Genomic DNA, 14,672 nt, shown 5'->3' with positions numbered 1-14,672 from the left:
GCTTGATTTTTTGATTGACCCCATTAATTTAAGCATTTTTCAATTGGTTTTTAATGGGAAGCTTTCGGATTCGAACACCGGAAGCAGCAAAAATAGCATTGGTCAAAGCGGGAGCTGCCGGCGGCAACGGTGGCTCTCCAAGCCCTCTGGGCGGCAAATCATTTTTAATGAACTCCACGTGAATTTCCGGTACTTCACGCATACGCATCCAAGGATAATCATGAAAATTGGACTGCTGGGCGGCGCCATCTTTGATGGTAACCTCCCCGTAAAGTGCGGCACACAAGCCTTCCAAAACTCCTCCTTCTACCTGTGCTCTGGCCCCGGATGGGTTCACTACAATGCCACAATCCACCACTACATCTATCCTCAAAATTTTAATATTGCCATCTTCCGTGACCTCAACGGTGACCACTTCGGCCAAAAATGAGCCGGAATTCTTCGCCGCCGCAAAACCCCTGCCTTGCCCTTTGGGCAAAGGTTCGTTCCAGCGACTGTTTTTTCGAACTTGTTCTACTACCGCAATCAAACGACCAGCATCATATTCATAGTCCCCGACCACGGGAACCATTCGAGCTGGGCCCAAAAATTCCAGAAAGTGCTCAATAGGATCCTTTTTATGGAAAAAAGCCAATTCGTCCAAAAAGCTTTGTACCGTAAATACATTTGCTGACTGGGCCACGGCGCGCCACTGACCCAGTGGAACATCGCTCAGTACATGACCATATTCAAATTGAAGATTGGGTACAAACCCTGCTGGAAATTCATATTCATCAATCTCGGTGCCCGCCGGACTCCCTTCCCTGCCCAAGGATGTTACGCGCGAGGCATTGGCTAAAATATGTCGCCACCCAGTTACTTTTCCATCTTTATCGATAGCCGCGGTTAGTTTTTGAACACTGGCAGGTCTATACCAGTCGTGTTTAATATCTTCCTCCCGGGTCCAGATGAGTTTAACCGGTTTTCCCATTTCTTTTGAGAGTATGGCGGCATCCATGGCATAATCCACATAGTATCGTCTGCCAAAAGCCCCTCCACTCCTTGATAGGTGTATCTTGATTTGCTCTGGTTTCAAATTAAAAAGTTTGATCAATCCCTTTTCCAGAGCTTCCGGATTTTGGGTAGGGGCCCAAACCTCACAGCTATTTTCCCTAAAATCCACGGTACAGTTCATAGGTTCCATAGGTACATGGGCCAAAAAGGGCAGCTCATAGGTTTGCTCAAAAACCGTGGGCGCATTTTTTCGCGCAGCTGTAAAATCTCCATCTTTACGGACCAGCTCGGTGTCATCAAGCTGATTTCTGAATTGCTCAAAAAGTGGTTCTGTATTTTCTCTTCGGGATGATGTGTTGTCCCAAACTACTTTCAACTTTTCAGCACCTTTGAACGCTGTCCAAGTGGAATTGGCCACAACGGCGACCCCGTTCACAAAATTGGGGCTATTGGGACCGAGCAATCGTCCACCATATTCGCTATTTCTTAATGTGATTACCTCCATTACTCCTTGAACGTTCTTGGTCTCTGTATCATCAAAACTTTCCAAGCCTCCCCCAAACACTGGGTTTTTTACCACAGTGGCATACAGCATTTCAGGGAGGTTGATGTCGATACCGAATTGAGCCGTACCGTCCACCAATTCCTGAATATCAACATGAGGAAGGCTCTGCCCTACAATGGTATACGAATCTACCGGTTTAAACTCCACTTCTTCCGGCAATTCCATCTGGGAAGCTTCAGCTATCAATTCTTCAAAGGGAATGCTTTCACCAGTTTCCAAGTGGACTACTTTACTATTTCGGGCTATAAATTCGTTGGTTGGTCTTTGCATCCGGGTCGAAGTAACTTCAATGAGAACACTGCGAACCTTGGCCCCTGCAGTCCGCATTAAATTCCAATTAATGATTACCGCATAGCTTCCACCGGCCCACTGCTCATCATACTTTTTATCGTAATCCCCTTGAATCACCTTCACTTTTTCCCAATTCGCTCCCAATTCCTCGGCCAAAATCATGGGCAGGGCTGTTTTGATACCCTGACCTATTTCAGGGTTCTTGGCGATTAGGGTCACCCAGCCATCGGTATCAATTTCGATGAGGGGCAACATTGGATACTTTACGGCACGGCCATTGGGTGCGCAAGACTGATAATGCAACCCAAGCAGTAACGCACCACTTGCAGATGCAGTAAGTTGCATAAAATGTCTTCGGTTCAAAGTTTTATTCATGATTTCGCTTTTTGATTTCTTTGCCTTCAATCACTTGGTAGGTATGATTTATTTCCAATGCTGTGGCCGATTGGGTAGTTCCCGAAGGCCATACTATTTCAACTTTCTGGATTTTTGAATCCCCCAATCCGAAGTGGACTTCGGGTGCATTTTCACTGCCATAGCCAGTTTCTCGAATGAAGTAGCGCGTCAATACCCTACCATCTTCCAAACTTAGCTTTACCCAACTTCCTATACCGTAGGTATTGGATTCCATCCCTTGCAACTGAAAGGTGACCCAGTTCCGGGTTGGTCCAAGATTGAGATAACAGTCATTGGCCTCCGCTTCACCGCCCCAATTGCATACATAGAGGTCCAAATCTCCGTCTCGATCCAAATCTCCCATTGCCGTGCCTGCGGAAATGTGGCCCTCAATGGCCGGAAGGGCATTATACACCCGTTGCATGGAAAAACCCTTGCGTCCGAGGAACATAAAATTCTGGATTTCGGGATAACCTTCAGTGCCATTGGCAACATATAAATCTAACCAACCGTCATTATTAATATCTCCCCACGCCTGCCCTTTCGAGGGACGATGAATTTCGTAGGCCACTTCATTATCGGACTTGGAAAACTGTCCATTTCCAATGTTCTCGTAAAGGGCATTTTCATCAGAAATAGAGACATTGGTCACATACATATCCAAATCCCCATCATAGTCGAAATCCACTATAGAAATTCCATAGGAAGCATTTTCCTCTTCAACATGGATTCCGTTTTTTTCTTCTGTAAATCCACCAGATGATGTCCCCAGATAGAGATAGTTACGGTGCTTTTGGATTACGGCTCCTTGCTGGTCTTTTACCACAAAATTGACAATGTAAAGGTCCATAATCCCATCTCCGTTCAGGTCGCCCCAAGCGCATGATCTTCCATCACCCTTGTTGTTTACCCATGGACCTTCTGCTATTCTGGTGAATACGCCCTTACCGTCATTTACGTATAAATTATCCGCCTCACCATCTCTATTAACCACAAATACATCCATGTCCCCATCCAAATCATAATCACACCAGCAAGCTCCCGGGGAATTGGTTCTATCCATTGTTAAGTCTCCACCTTGCCAAGGGGCAAAATTTCCCTTTCCATCATTTTGATACAGCAAATTGGAAACCCCAAACTGAGTGGTAAAAAAGAGATCTAAATCGTGGTCGTTGTCCACGTCTACGGTGTGGACAGATTCACTCCAAGCCTGAAGGTTATTTTCAGAAATGGCTTGTCTACTAAACCTATCACCTTGATTGAGATAAATGGTATTGCCCAAGAGTTGAATTGAATCCACTTGATTGGCCACTACAATATCCAACCAGCCATCATTGTTTAAATCTGCCATGGACACTCCCCTAGAGCCCTGTGTTGGACCTTTGAGTACGACATTCTTAAACAGAATCTCCTGACCTGTTGAAATGAAACCGGAGCTAAAACAAAAAATACAGACTAGAGCCCGAATGGATAGAAATCCTCTTGGAGTCCGATTGAATTCTGATCGTGAATAATTGCATGACATTTTGATTTTTGATTTTTGAATGTGACTTGAGTATAATCGCTACACCAAGCTATCCAATTAAAGTGATGTCATTTACGGTTTGCAGTGAACTGCACGGTTTTTAGTAGTGAATTGCACTAATGGGTTCTTTCTTTGAAGAATTGTTGGATTTTTTTGGAAAAACTCCGACTTACCTTGTGCTTGGTTTGGTCCTTTAAAACCAGTTCCAATCCTTGCGACATGTTCCCCACCAACTCGGAAACATACTCTACATTGACAATGGTAGATCTGTGAATTTTTTGAAACATGGGGCTGGGAAGAATATCATGGAATTCCTTGAGTGGTTTCCGCATTACAAAAATGCCCGAAGTTGTGGATAGTTTTGTATAGTAGTTCTCGGCTGTAAGAGAATGAATTTGGTGAGGCTCAAAAAAATAGGATTTGCCACCACGCGTGAGTTCCAATAGAATTGGATTATCCTGTTCGGCTTTTGATTCTTTTTCTGTCCATAGTTTATCTATTACAAACCACAGCAATCCAAAATCTATGAGAGTCCAAAAAATAAAGAAGTAGCGATAAACCCCAAATCTAGATTCTGGATAATCCAAATAGGGACTAAAGTTTGAGCTTATCATGAAAAACCACCCGAAATGGCAGACAATCCATAAGAGCCCCGTCAAAAAGCCAATCCATTTGCCATATTTTTGGAGAAGTGTCCTCTTTCTAACCTCCCGCAGCGCCCAAAAACCTAAGACCCAAGTTAACCAGATGCACAACTGCCATGCAATCACATACCAAACGGATACTTGATCCCGCGAGGAATATTCCCGCCAATGGATCAACACCGCAAGAAGCAGTGAAATTATTATCGTTATACCAATAAAATTCTTGGTCTTCATAAGAACAACAAGGTAACCTTTACTATCTGTATAAAGTTATTAAATAGTGGCAATCCACAAGTTCTATTGAGCTATTCCAGATTTGTGACTTACCTACATAATTGGTGTCCTAGTAAAAAATCAACTTAAACTCATGTCCATCCGAAGCATCAACAAATACACGGTCATAAAAAGATTTAGTCTTGGCAAACGAATGTACGATACCTTGGACACCCTATACATCCAAGAACTTGACTCAAAGAACCATGAGCCACAAAAAGTATTTAATAGTCACAAGGAACATGTAACTGATATATCTGCAGATATCTATTTGTCCCTAAACAAGGAATTTATTGTTCAGAGCGCCGACAATTATTGAACTACGCCGTTAGAATTGGCAAAACCCTTTAGTTTATTGGCGTTTTGGGCCTAAATAAAGGCCAAAATCCTATTGCATCAATCTTTCCATCAATTGCATCAATCTTTCCCTTATTTGATAGGTATATTGAGACTGAAACAAAAAAATATAATAAAAGATGGAAGCTGTAAAGGCAAAAAATAAAACATTTAAAAAAATTGGATTCACCTATTTGGAAACCGCAGAAATTGTAGTAGCCCTAAATACCGTTTTGGCCAATTATCAAGTTTTCTACAACAAACTCAGAAATTTTCACTGGAATATTGAAGGACCAGAGTTTTTTGAGCTTCACGAAGAGTTTGAAAAAGAATATAACACCGTGAAGGAAAACATTGATACGGTAGCTGAACGCATACGAGTATTTGGCGTTAAAAGTAATTTCTCGCTGAAAAGAACCTTGGAACTTTCCAAAATTAAAGAATCGGAAAAAAATAGATCTGCGCTGGAAATGGTGCGAGAAGTACTAAAGGACTACGAAATTATCCATGATAGTTTGTTGGATGGTGTAAATGCCTCGTTGGAAATCGGCGATGTTGCCACTGAGCGAATTTTGACCAATTTCATTACCGAGTTGGAAGAAAGACATTGGATGTTCACTTCTTACCTAAAATAGGAAGCAGTCCAAACACAAAACGAATTATGAACTTTAAAAAACACACTATGAAAACTATATTGACACTATTTTCATTCTTGACCCTCACCGCCTTCGTAGGGTATGGACAAGACGGGGTCATGAGTGCCACACAAGAACTGAAAACGTATACCGTATCTGAAAACGGAAAAGAAAAACAATTCAGTGTAAAAGTGATGGAGCATAGAAAATATGCCGTGGAACTGAACAAGAAAGATAAAGGAATGGTCAATCAAGACCGGAAATCAACACCTGCATTTGTCACAAAGTTAATAGCCATTGACTATGATGCGGATGATGCGTATGACAGTTATACAACCTTAAAATATAAAGGTTCGGATAAGAATGCCTTTGAAATGTCGCCCACGGATGAAGGTTTTGAAATCAGGGTAAATGACCGAAAAATGCACTACAATGTCTTGGATGATATGTACTACATTAAGGACAAGAACAAAGATTTCTTTATCATCGAAGAATTTACAGCTACACCATAACATCAAAAACAATTCAATCAAAGTTCGTTTTTTGATTGATTGGAGGGTCGGGAGAAATCCCGGCTTTTTTTATTGCCAAAATCGACCTATTTACAACTATATTTGAACTACAAAACACAACCTATGAAACCTTGGTTGCAACCCATTGCCCTTGAAGGAGAATTGGTTCGGCTGGAACCCATGCAGAAAACCCACAAAGTGGACCTAGCGTTTGCCGCCTCCGATGGCAATCTATGGGAACTTTGGTATACCACCGTTCCTTCCCCACCCAACATGGATGCCTACATGGACACCGCCCTCAATGAACAACAAGTTGGTTTGGCGTTGCCTTTTACGGTGATTGACAAGAAATCCAATAAGATTATTGGCAGCACCCGTTATTTAAATGTGGATTCTAAAAATAGAAGGGTTGAGATTGGGGCCACATGGTATGCGCAGCGCGTGCAACGTACTGGAATCAACACCGAATGCAAATATCTTTTGCTAAGACATGCCTTTGAAACACTGAACTGTATTGCGGTTGAGTTTCGAACCCATTTCCATAACCATTCTTCCCGAAACGCCATTTTGCGTTTGGGGGCCAAACAGGATGGGATTCTTAGAAACCATCGGGTTGATGCAGAGGGCAATCTAAGGGATACTGTGGTTTTTTCCATTTTGGATAGCGAGTGGAAAACGGTAAAAACTTCATTGGAATTTAAAATGAAACGAGGGGCATCCAAACGATGATAGCTTGCAGGTCACGCTTTCACTTGCTGCAACAAATGTGCAAAATTATAACTGGCCAGTTCTAAATTTTCATAACTTTTTGCTTTGGCATCCTCCAAGTTTCCCACTTGGTTTAGAATGGAGACCGCATAATCCAATCCTATGGTTTGCATTTCTGAAATAGATATATTCAACGAACCACAAAAAGCAGCTATGGGCACTCCTTTCTTTTTTGCCGATTGAATAACGCCCGCAATGGTTTTTCCAGAAAAGGTCTGCCCGTCCAATTGTCCTTCACCGGTGATTATCCAATCTGCATCAGCCAAAGCTTCATCAAAATTGGCCAACTGCATCACCAAATCAACTCCAGAAGTCAACTTGGCTTCCAAGAAAACCACTGCTCCGGCACCCATTCCACCAGCGGCCCCAGCGCCGGGGATTTGTTGTACATCGACGCCAAATGTGGATTGAACCACTGCGGCAAAATGTTCCAAACCGTTATCCAATACTTCCACTTCTTCGGGTGATGCCCCTTTTTGGGGACCATACACTTTAGCTGCGCCATTTTCTCCATACAGTGGATTATTGACATCACAGGCCACTTGAATTTTTACGCCCTTTAGTTTTTCGTGAACGTTGTCTCTTCGGATTTCTTCCACAAGCTCCAAATTCTTTCCAATGGGTTTAAAGGAAGTCCCATTTTTATCCAAAAATTCGTACCCCAAAGCTGTTGCCATGCCCATGCCTCCATCGTTGGTTGCACTACCCCCAATCCCCAGCACAATGTTCTTAGCACCTTTCTCGATAGCATCCAAAATCATCTCCCCTGTTCCCAAAGAGGTAGTGTACATACAATTCATTTCGTCTTTGGCCAATACTTTATAGCCAGATGCTTCAGACATTTCAATAAAGGCGGTTTTCTTGTCATCCGAAAGGAGATAATCAGCCCTAATTTTTCGAAACAACGGGTCGGTCACCTCCAAAGAAACCGAATGAGCATTGAGGTAATGCGCCACCACTTCAATGGTACCATCACCGCCATCGGCCAAGGGTTTTTTGAGTATTTCTGCATCGAGGAAGACTCTTTTAATGCCATTTTCCACGGCATCGCAGAACTCATGTCCGGTCAACGAACCTTTATATTTATCGGGAGCCAAAACAAATTTCATATGTACAATGTACTCAAAAATTGAAGAAACCTTAGGCTTTTAAAAGCTTGTACTTTTCATACAAATAAAACGGCACAGGTTTTGCTTCTGAGGGGGAAGTATATACCTTTAATCAAAAAATAAAAATCATGAAAAAAATAATCTTTCCAATAATCACACTTCTGTTCTCAACAGCGCTATTTGCCCAATCCAAAAGCTTTTTGGATGTACCCTATCTTGAAACATCGGCCCAAGTGGACACGCTGGTAACCCCAGATAAAATCTACCTGAACATTACCATTCAAGAAAAGGATTCCAAAGGACGTGTTTCCGTTGAGGAGCAGGAAAACAAAATGGCACAAAGATTGAAAGCGCTGGGTATAGACCTGGATGAACAATTGGTCATCAAAGACCTCAGCAGCAATTTTGAAAAGTATTTCCTTCGAGGAAAAGAGGTGCTTAAAAGCAAACAGTATTCCCTTTTGGTCTATACCGGAAAACAAGCCGCTGAAGTACTGGTGGCCTTGGAGCAGTTGGACATCGCCAACGCCTTTTTGGAAAAAACCGAATATTCCAAAATGGATGACCTGGAACTGGAACTAAAAGCCAGAGCCGTAAAAAAAGCTAAGCAAAAAGCAGATGCCCTAACTAAGCCGCTAGGTCAGAAAGTTGGTTTGGCCATTCACATTGTAGATAATTCTCAGCCCTATTACCCAAGATACAACCAAGCTCCAATGATGGAAATGAAAGCGGTTTCTGCTGATATGGGTCAGGCACAACCTTTGGACATTGATTTTGAAAAAATAAGAGTGGAGTCTACGGTGAATATAAAATTTGCATTGTCCAATTAACTATTTTTCATTCGTCATATACCAAACAACCGATACGATGAAAAAACTACTATTTCTATTGTTGTTTCCTTTGGGAATCATGTCCGCACAAGAAACTTTACAGTTGTCAGAAGGACAGAACTCACCCAGCGCCGCACTTGAAGATGTTGCTTGGATTGCCGGGCATTGGCAGGGAGAGGCCTTTGGCGGTCTGGCTGAAGAAATCTGGAGTAACCCCATGGGTGGTTCCATGATGTTTGTCTTCCGATTGGTGGCCGATAATGAAGTGTCCTTTTACGAAGTGGGGCACATTCAAGAAGTGGATGATTCCATAATTCTACAATTGAAACATTTCGATAAGAATTTGAGAGGTTGGGAGGAAAAGAATGAAACAGTGGATTTCCGGTTGGTGAAAATCGAAAGGAACAAAGCCTATTTTGAAGGCTTCACGATTGAAAAGGTAAGCGAAGACCAGATAAACATGTGGGTTCTCATTGAATCCAAAGACTCCGCGAAAGAAGTTCTGTTTGCCTACAAACGGATGTAAATCAGTTTTTAATCGAGAACAGATAGCCCTGACTTGAGCAACTTACGAAGTTTGTTTGGGTCAGGGTCTACTTTTGCCATGACCTGTAGCCCGCTGAATAAGGCAAAAAGCATGTGTCCAATGCTCTCTGCATCTTTGGAAGCATCTATTTCCCCGTTTTCGATTCCTTTCTTGATTTGTGAAATAAAGATGCTTTCAATATTTTCCTTGTTCTTTCGCAACGCTTTGTGAATGGTTTCATCCCCTGGAATAAGCTCAGTGGTGGTATTGACCACAAAACAGCCTTTTTGTGCCATATCGTTTTGGGCCTTTTCGATGGCATCCTCAAAAAGTCGGCAAAACCCTGCTTTTACAGATTTCTCTTTGTCAAAAGTTGACTGAATGGTATCTCCCCCATCCTTTCTATAGCGCTCAAAAACTTTATTGAACAGCTCTTCCTTGCCACCAAAAGTATCGTACAAACTGGCCCTGTTGATGCCCAAGCAGGTCACCAAGTTCTGTATTGAAGTGGCATGGAACCCCTTTTCCCAAAAGAGTTCCATGGCCTTTTTCAATATTTCCTCTTCATTGAATTGTTTTTTTCTAGGCATTGTATTTGGAATAATTGTTCCAAATTTATCCAAAAAAATTTACACTTGTGCCAAGCCACCATCCACAGGTATCTCTGCTCCTGTGATAAAGCTACTATCCGAAGAAGCCAAAAACAATGCTGTTGTGGCTATCTCGGAGGAATTTCCATACCTTCCCAATGAAACCATAGATGGAAATGACGATGCCATCTCCTCAAAATCACCTTTGGGTATGTTGTGCTTATCATAAATGGGGGTTTCAATAGGACCTGGGGCAATGGCGTTTACCCGAATTCCTTTTGGGCCAAACTCCGTGGCCAAGGTACGTACCAAAGAACGTAATGCCGCCTTGCTGGAAGCATACGTAGACAACCAAGCAAAGCCTTTTATATTAACAACAGATGTGTTGAATATAATACTGGCCCCTTCATTAAAATGATCATAAGCGGCTTTTACAGTAAACAGAGGCCCCTTTACATTAATATCGTACACCTCATCAAAAACAGCTTCGGTGAGTTTTTCAATGGGTTCCAAACGGAAGATACCTGCATTCAAGAAAAGAATATCAATCTTCCCAAAAGTCTCTACCGTTTTACTTATCAAAGCTGCACTATCGGCTGAACTGGAGGCTTCGGCCTTTACCAAGAGATACTCCCCTTGAAGTTCACTTTGTAGGGCATCCAATTTTTCTTGATTTCGTCCGGTAAGGACCACTTTTGCACCTTCTTCAAGGTATTTTTTGGCCGTTTCAAGACCCATTCCACTTGTTGCACCGGTTACTATGGCGACTTTTCCTTCCAATTTTCTCATGTTGTTTTTGATTTGTTCGATTTATATTTCGGAACGATTGTTCCAATACAAACATATACATTTCGGAACGATTGTTCCAAATAAAATCAATCTTTATCTTTTCATTAACAGATTAGTTGGGGTTTTGTATCTTACCCAGTGCTAACTCAACTTATCAAAAATGAAAGTATTTCAACTCTTCCTCACCCTTTTGCTATTACTGCCTTTTCAAACTGAAGCCCAGCGCAGAAACAGAAAATCCGCTGAACCTTCGATTACCATTAATGACTCTTTATTCCCTGGACTCAAATGGCGGAACATAGGCCCTTTCCGCGGAGGGCGAAGCGTCACCTCGACCGGGGTTGTGGGTCAGGCCCATACCTATTACATGGGAACCACAGGAGGCGGCATCTGGAAGACCACTGATGATGGGCTTACGTGGAACAACATTTCAGACGGGCAACTCAAGACCGGCACAGTAGGCGACATTGCCATATCGGAAAGTAATCCCAACTTGGTTTTGGTCGGGATGGGAGAACATGCGGCCCGTGGGGTCATGACCAGTATGGGGGATGGCGTTTACAAATCCACCGATGCCGGTAAGACATGGAAACATATGGGATTGGATGAAACCCGGCACATATCTGATGTTATCATTGACCCTACCAATCCGGATATTTTATTTGTTGCCGCGCAAGGTGCACAATACGGTCCGTCGGAACAGCGTGGGGTGTACCGCTCCATCAATGGTGGTGAAACTTGGGAACGGGTACTTTTTGTGGATGAAAACACAGGGGCTTCCTCCCTATCCATGGATATGAACAATCCTCTGATTCTCTATGCGGCCATGTGGCAACATCGCAGATATCCATGGACCATGGAATCTGGTGGCGCTTCTTCTGGATTGTATAAATCCATCGATGGTGGTACCACATGGAAAAAGTTGGAAAAAGGACTTCCGAAGGAATTTGGCAAAACTGGAATCTCTGTCTCAAGAGCCAATTCTGATGTGGTTTACGCCGTGCTTGAAGCGGAAGGCGAAAAAGGTGGGGTCTATAAAAGTGTGGATGCCGGAAAAACATGGCAACAGACCAGCAAAGACCGAATCAACATTGCACGCTCTTGGTATTACATGGAAATCTTTGCCGATACGCAGGATGAAAATATTGTTTACGTACTCAATGCCCCAGTGACCAAATCCATTGATGGTGGTAAGACCTTTGCCCCGGTTCCAACACCTCATGGAGATAATCATGATTTGTGGATTCATCCAAATAACAACCAAGTAATGATTAACTCCAACGACGGAGGTGCCAATATTTCCAACAACGGTGGAAAAAGTTGGAGTACACAGCAAAATCAGGCTACTTCTCAATTCTACAGGATTATTACAGATAATTTAGTACCCTATAACGTATATGGCGGTCAACAAGACAACTCGGCCATTGGCATTGTAAGTAGAACCAATGATGATGGTATTGATTGGAAAGATTGGTACGATGTTGCCGGATGTGAAAGTGCATATTTGGCCTTCGACCCAGACAATCCAGAAGTGGTTTACGGCGGTTGTTACCAAGGTATCATTGAAAAATGGGTGCGGGCATCACGAGAATCCAAACCCATTAAAGAATACCCAGAACTCGGGCTCAGTAAAGTGCCGGAAGACTTTAAATTCCGATATAATTGGAACGCACCCATAATTGCTTCACCACATGACCGAAACACCATATACCATGCCGGTAATGTGGTCTTTAAAACCCAAGATGGAGGTATTAGCTGGGAGGTCATCAGTCCAGATTTAACTCAAAACAACAAAGCCAAACAAGGCCCCGGCGGTGGTCCTTACACTAACGAAGCTGCAGGAGGTGAAAACTATAACACCCTCATGTATTTGGTGGAATCGCCCCATGAAAAAGGGGTGCTCTACGCGGGTTCGGATGATGGACTGGTACATATAACCAAAGATGGTGGGGCGAATTGGGAGAACATAACACCTCCCAATCTTCAGGAAAGCATTATCAACAGTATTGAGGTGTCTCCACATGACCCTACAACGGCCTATTTGGTGGCCATGCGTTACAAGTTCATGGATTTGACTCCATATATTTTTAAAACCTCGGATTATGGGCAAACATGGACGAAAATCACAAATGGCATTGAAGGGGAACATACCTTTCCAAGAGTTGTCCGAGAGGACAAAAAACAAAAAGGATTACTCTATGCCGGGACAGAAACTGGATTGTATATTTCCTTAAATGATGGACAAGTATGGCAACCTCTTCAGTTGAATCTGCCCATTGTTCCCATCAATGATTTGGTCATTCAGGATAATGACCTGGTAGCAGCCACCGCAGGACGTTCTTTTTGGATTTTGGATGATTTAGGTGCGATTCAAAATAGCGTTATGCCAGAGAGAACCTTCGCTATAGTTACACCAAAAGACACGTATCGGATTTTTGGTGGAAGTTCTGAAAAACCCGTTCCGGGATTGGGTCAAAATCCAAAATCTGGAGTCACCTTTGACTATTACTTGCCCAAAAAACTGGATTCAGTTGAGTTGAAACTGGAAGTGCTCTCCGGTGGAAAGGTCATCAAAACCATAACCAATCAAAAACCGGAAAATTTTAAAACATGGCCGGGTGGACCTCCAAAACCAGATGTTCTGCCTTCTGAAAAAGGATATAACCGATTCACTTGGGATTTTACCAAAGATGCCATCCCTTCCATAGACCAAGTGTTTGTCTTTGGGGATTATGCAGGTTCCCGAGTAGCTCCCGGTACGTATACACTTCGTCTTTCCATGGAAAATGAAACTGTAGAAACCAACGCCGTTATTTTGGCAAACCCAAAAATTGAGGCAAGCCAATCGGACTACGCGGAGCAACAATCCGTATTGACCACCATTGATGAAACCTTAAAGGGCATGCACCAAGCGGTGAATCAAATGCGTGGTGCCAAAGATCAGTTGAATCAATATGAAAAATTGCTTAAGGATAATGAGGATGCTTCGGAATTACTTAAAAAGGGCAAAGCGTTGTTGGAGCGCATCACCACTTGGGAAGAAAAACTCATACAGCCACAACAAAAGACTTTTCAGGATGTTATCAATTTCAAGAATCAACTCAATGCGGAATTCATGCACCTAAAAGGGTTTGTTGATGTAGCCGAACCTAAAGTGACCCAAGGGGCCAAAGAACGACTAAGAGACCTATTGGCCCAGTGGAAAACCTATGAAGATGAAAAAAATGCCATTGTAGGAAGTGAAATGAAGGAATACAATCAAATGTTCAGATCCTTGGAAATTCCCGCGATCATATTAACAGACGAGTAATGGCTGAATCCTTTTGGGTAGACCAAGAATTCATAAAACAGGAGTACACGGCACATAAATTGCCCAAAGGTGATTATGAAAATTGCCGGTTTGTGGATTGCACGTTTGCCAAGGGATTTTTGGACAACCAAAATTTTGTGGAATGCTCTTTTGAAGGCTGCGATTTCACCAACACCAACATCGCCCATACCATTTTCAACGATATTTCTTTTATGGGTTGCAAGATGGTTGGGCTACAGTTTGAAACCTGCAATCCGTTACTGAGCACTTTTCAATTTAGAAGATGCAATCTTTCTGTTGCTTCATTCCATGGAATGAGCCTGCCCCAAACCCTTTTTGAAGATTGCAAATTGCACCAAGTTGATTTCAGTCAAGCACAATTAAAAGGATGCACTTTTCATGGTTCTGACCTTAAGGATGCCATTTTTGTTAACACCGATTTGGAGCAGGCTGATTTTACCTCAGCCGTTAACTTTAACATCGACCCATCTGTTAATCACCTCAAAAAAAGCAAGTTCAGCAAAGATGGACTCATTGGTTTGCTAAAAAAATATGATATTGTGGTTACCTAATCTTATAT

At 42.6% G+C, this 14,672-nt stretch carries 14 protein-coding genes; 8 read left to right on the top strand and 6 right to left on the bottom strand.

Features of this window, described 5'->3' with window-relative positions:
• Positions 1-28 precede the first annotated feature (28 nt).
• From AB1A65_RS05810 to AB1A65_RS05800, 3 genes are all read right to left on the bottom strand, one after another.
• A complete protein-coding gene (locus AB1A65_RS05810) occupies positions 29-2,224 on the bottom strand; it encodes a molybdopterin cofactor-binding domain-containing protein (protein ID WP_366586621.1) in 2,196 nt (731 codons plus the stop codon).
• Positions 2,217-3,770 (bottom strand): CRTAC1 family protein, encoded by a 1,554-nt coding sequence (locus AB1A65_RS05805; RefSeq protein WP_366586618.1) that lies wholly within the window; start codon positions 3,768-3,770, stop codon positions 2,217-2,219. Before AB1A65_RS05805 ends, AB1A65_RS05810 begins: the two co-directional genes overlap by 8 nt.
• A 116-nt stretch (positions 3,771-3,886) precedes the next feature.
• Positions 3,887-4,648, bottom strand: a complete 762-nt coding sequence (locus AB1A65_RS05800) for a LytTR family DNA-binding domain-containing protein (RefSeq protein WP_366586616.1) — start codon at positions 4,646-4,648, stop codon at positions 3,887-3,889.
• Positions 4,649-4,781: 133 nt separating this feature from the next.
• Between AB1A65_RS05800 and AB1A65_RS05795 the strand changes: the two genes are divergently transcribed.
• The 4 genes from AB1A65_RS05795 (at position 4,782) to AB1A65_RS05780 (ending at position 6,899) form a co-directional block, all read left to right on the top strand.
• Complete coding sequence (locus tag AB1A65_RS05795; protein WP_366586614.1) at positions 4,782-5,006, top strand: hypothetical protein; 225 nt, start codon at positions 4,782-4,784, stop codon at positions 5,004-5,006.
• A gap of 157 nt (positions 5,007-5,163) precedes the next feature.
• The gene (locus AB1A65_RS05790) at positions 5,164-5,658 is read left to right on the top strand and encodes a DNA starvation/stationary phase protection protein (RefSeq protein ID WP_366586612.1); all 495 of its coding nucleotides are present in this window, start codon (positions 5,164-5,166) and stop codon (positions 5,656-5,658) included.
• Between the two features lie 47 nt (positions 5,659-5,705).
• Positions 5,706-6,170, top strand: a complete 465-nt coding sequence (locus AB1A65_RS05785) for a hypothetical protein (RefSeq protein WP_366586610.1) — start codon at positions 5,706-5,708, stop codon at positions 6,168-6,170.
• Between the two features lie 123 nt (positions 6,171-6,293).
• Positions 6,294-6,899: a GNAT family protein gene (locus tag AB1A65_RS05780; protein ID WP_366586607.1), complete on the top strand. Its 606-nt coding sequence runs from the start codon at positions 6,294-6,296 to the stop codon at positions 6,897-6,899.
• 11 nt (positions 6,900-6,910) lie between these two features.
• Here AB1A65_RS05780 and AB1A65_RS05775 read toward each other — a convergent pair whose 3' ends face one another.
• On the bottom strand, positions 6,911-8,047 hold the full coding sequence (locus AB1A65_RS05775) for a glycerate kinase (protein ID WP_366586605.1): 1,137 nt from the start codon (positions 8,045-8,047) through the stop codon (positions 6,911-6,913).
• A 128-nt stretch (positions 8,048-8,175) separates the two neighbouring features.
• Here AB1A65_RS05775 and AB1A65_RS05770 point away from each other — a divergent pair, with 128 nt between their 5' ends.
• Both AB1A65_RS05770 and AB1A65_RS05765 read left to right on the top strand, forming a co-directional pair.
• Positions 8,176-8,877: an SIMPL domain-containing protein gene (locus AB1A65_RS05770; protein ID WP_366586602.1), complete on the top strand. Its 702-nt coding sequence runs from the start codon at positions 8,176-8,178 to the stop codon at positions 8,875-8,877.
• A gap of 37 nt (positions 8,878-8,914) precedes the next feature.
• Positions 8,915-9,403, top strand: coding sequence for a DUF6265 family protein (locus tag AB1A65_RS05765; RefSeq protein WP_366586600.1), 489 nt, complete (start codon positions 8,915-8,917; stop codon positions 9,401-9,403).
• Positions 9,404-9,411: 8 nt separating this feature from the next.
• Here AB1A65_RS05765 and AB1A65_RS05760 read toward each other — a convergent pair whose 3' ends face one another.
• Entirely contained in the window at positions 9,412-9,993 is a 582-nt protein-coding gene (locus AB1A65_RS05760) for a TetR/AcrR family transcriptional regulator (protein ID WP_366586598.1), read from the bottom strand.
• Between the two features lie 39 nt (positions 9,994-10,032).
• Positions 10,033-10,782, bottom strand: coding sequence for a glucose 1-dehydrogenase (locus AB1A65_RS05755; RefSeq protein WP_366586596.1), 750 nt, complete (start codon positions 10,780-10,782; stop codon positions 10,033-10,035).
• Positions 10,783-10,942: 160 nt separating this feature from the next.
• On the opposite strand from AB1A65_RS05755, the gene AB1A65_RS05750 reads away from it, so the two are divergent.
• Both AB1A65_RS05750 and AB1A65_RS05745 read left to right on the top strand, forming a co-directional pair.
• Positions 10,943-14,092 carry a glycosyl hydrolase gene (locus tag AB1A65_RS05750; RefSeq protein WP_366586593.1) on the top strand — a complete coding sequence of 1,050 codons (3,150 nt, stop codon included), beginning with the start codon at positions 10,943-10,945 and terminating at the stop codon, positions 14,090-14,092.
• Positions 14,092-14,664: a pentapeptide repeat-containing protein gene (locus AB1A65_RS05745; protein WP_366586590.1), complete on the top strand. Its 573-nt coding sequence runs from the start codon at positions 14,092-14,094 to the stop codon at positions 14,662-14,664. Before AB1A65_RS05750 ends, AB1A65_RS05745 begins: the two co-directional genes overlap by 1 nt.
• Positions 14,665-14,672: the final 8 nt, after the last annotated feature.

It is taken from the genome of Allomuricauda sp. ANG21 (assembly GCF_040705235.1).
Classification (GTDB): Bacteria; Bacteroidota; Bacteroidia; order Flavobacteriales; family Flavobacteriaceae; genus Flagellimonas; species Flagellimonas marina.
Note: the sequence above shows the minus strand (reverse complement) of the source record. Positions and strands in the feature narration are given on the sequence as shown.

What these genes read in the sequence shown, in the direction of transcription:
- AB1A65_RS05800 (WP_366586616.1), bottom strand. Translation starts at nt 4,648, where the DNA reads ATGAAGACCAAGAATTTTATTGGTATAACGATAATAATTTCACTGCTT.
- AB1A65_RS05775 (WP_366586605.1), bottom strand. Translation starts at nt 8,047, where the DNA reads ATGAAATTTGTTTTGGCTCCCGATAAATATAAAGGTTCGTTGACCGGA.
- AB1A65_RS05790 (WP_366586612.1), top strand. Translation starts at nt 5,164, where the DNA reads ATGGAAGCTGTAAAGGCAAAAAATAAAACATTTAAAAAAATTGGATTC.
- AB1A65_RS05750 (WP_366586593.1), top strand. Translation starts at nt 10,943, where the DNA reads ATGAAAGTATTTCAACTCTTCCTCACCCTTTTGCTATTACTGCCTTTT.
- AB1A65_RS05785 (WP_366586610.1), top strand. Translation starts at nt 5,706, where the DNA reads ATGAAAACTATATTGACACTATTTTCATTCTTGACCCTCACCGCCTTC.
- AB1A65_RS05760 (WP_366586598.1), bottom strand. Translation starts at nt 9,993, where the DNA reads ATGCCTAGAAAAAAACAATTCAATGAAGAGGAAATATTGAAAAAGGCC.
- AB1A65_RS05810 (WP_366586621.1), bottom strand. Translation starts at nt 2,224, where the DNA reads ATGAATAAAACTTTGAACCGAAGACATTTTATGCAACTTACTGCATCT.
- AB1A65_RS05745 (WP_366586590.1), top strand. Translation starts at nt 14,092, where the DNA reads ATGGCTGAATCCTTTTGGGTAGACCAAGAATTCATAAAACAGGAGTAC.
- AB1A65_RS05780 (WP_366586607.1), top strand. Translation starts at nt 6,294, where the DNA reads ATGAAACCTTGGTTGCAACCCATTGCCCTTGAAGGAGAATTGGTTCGG.
- AB1A65_RS05755 (WP_366586596.1), bottom strand. Translation starts at nt 10,782, where the DNA reads ATGAGAAAATTGGAAGGAAAAGTCGCCATAGTAACCGGTGCAACAAGT.
- AB1A65_RS05770 (WP_366586602.1), top strand. Translation starts at nt 8,176, where the DNA reads ATGAAAAAAATAATCTTTCCAATAATCACACTTCTGTTCTCAACAGCG.
- AB1A65_RS05765 (WP_366586600.1), top strand. Translation starts at nt 8,915, where the DNA reads ATGAAAAAACTACTATTTCTATTGTTGTTTCCTTTGGGAATCATGTCC.
- AB1A65_RS05805 (WP_366586618.1), bottom strand. Translation starts at nt 3,770, where the DNA reads ATGTCATGCAATTATTCACGATCAGAATTCAATCGGACTCCAAGAGGA.
- AB1A65_RS05795 (WP_366586614.1), top strand. Translation starts at nt 4,782, where the DNA reads ATGTCCATCCGAAGCATCAACAAATACACGGTCATAAAAAGATTTAGT.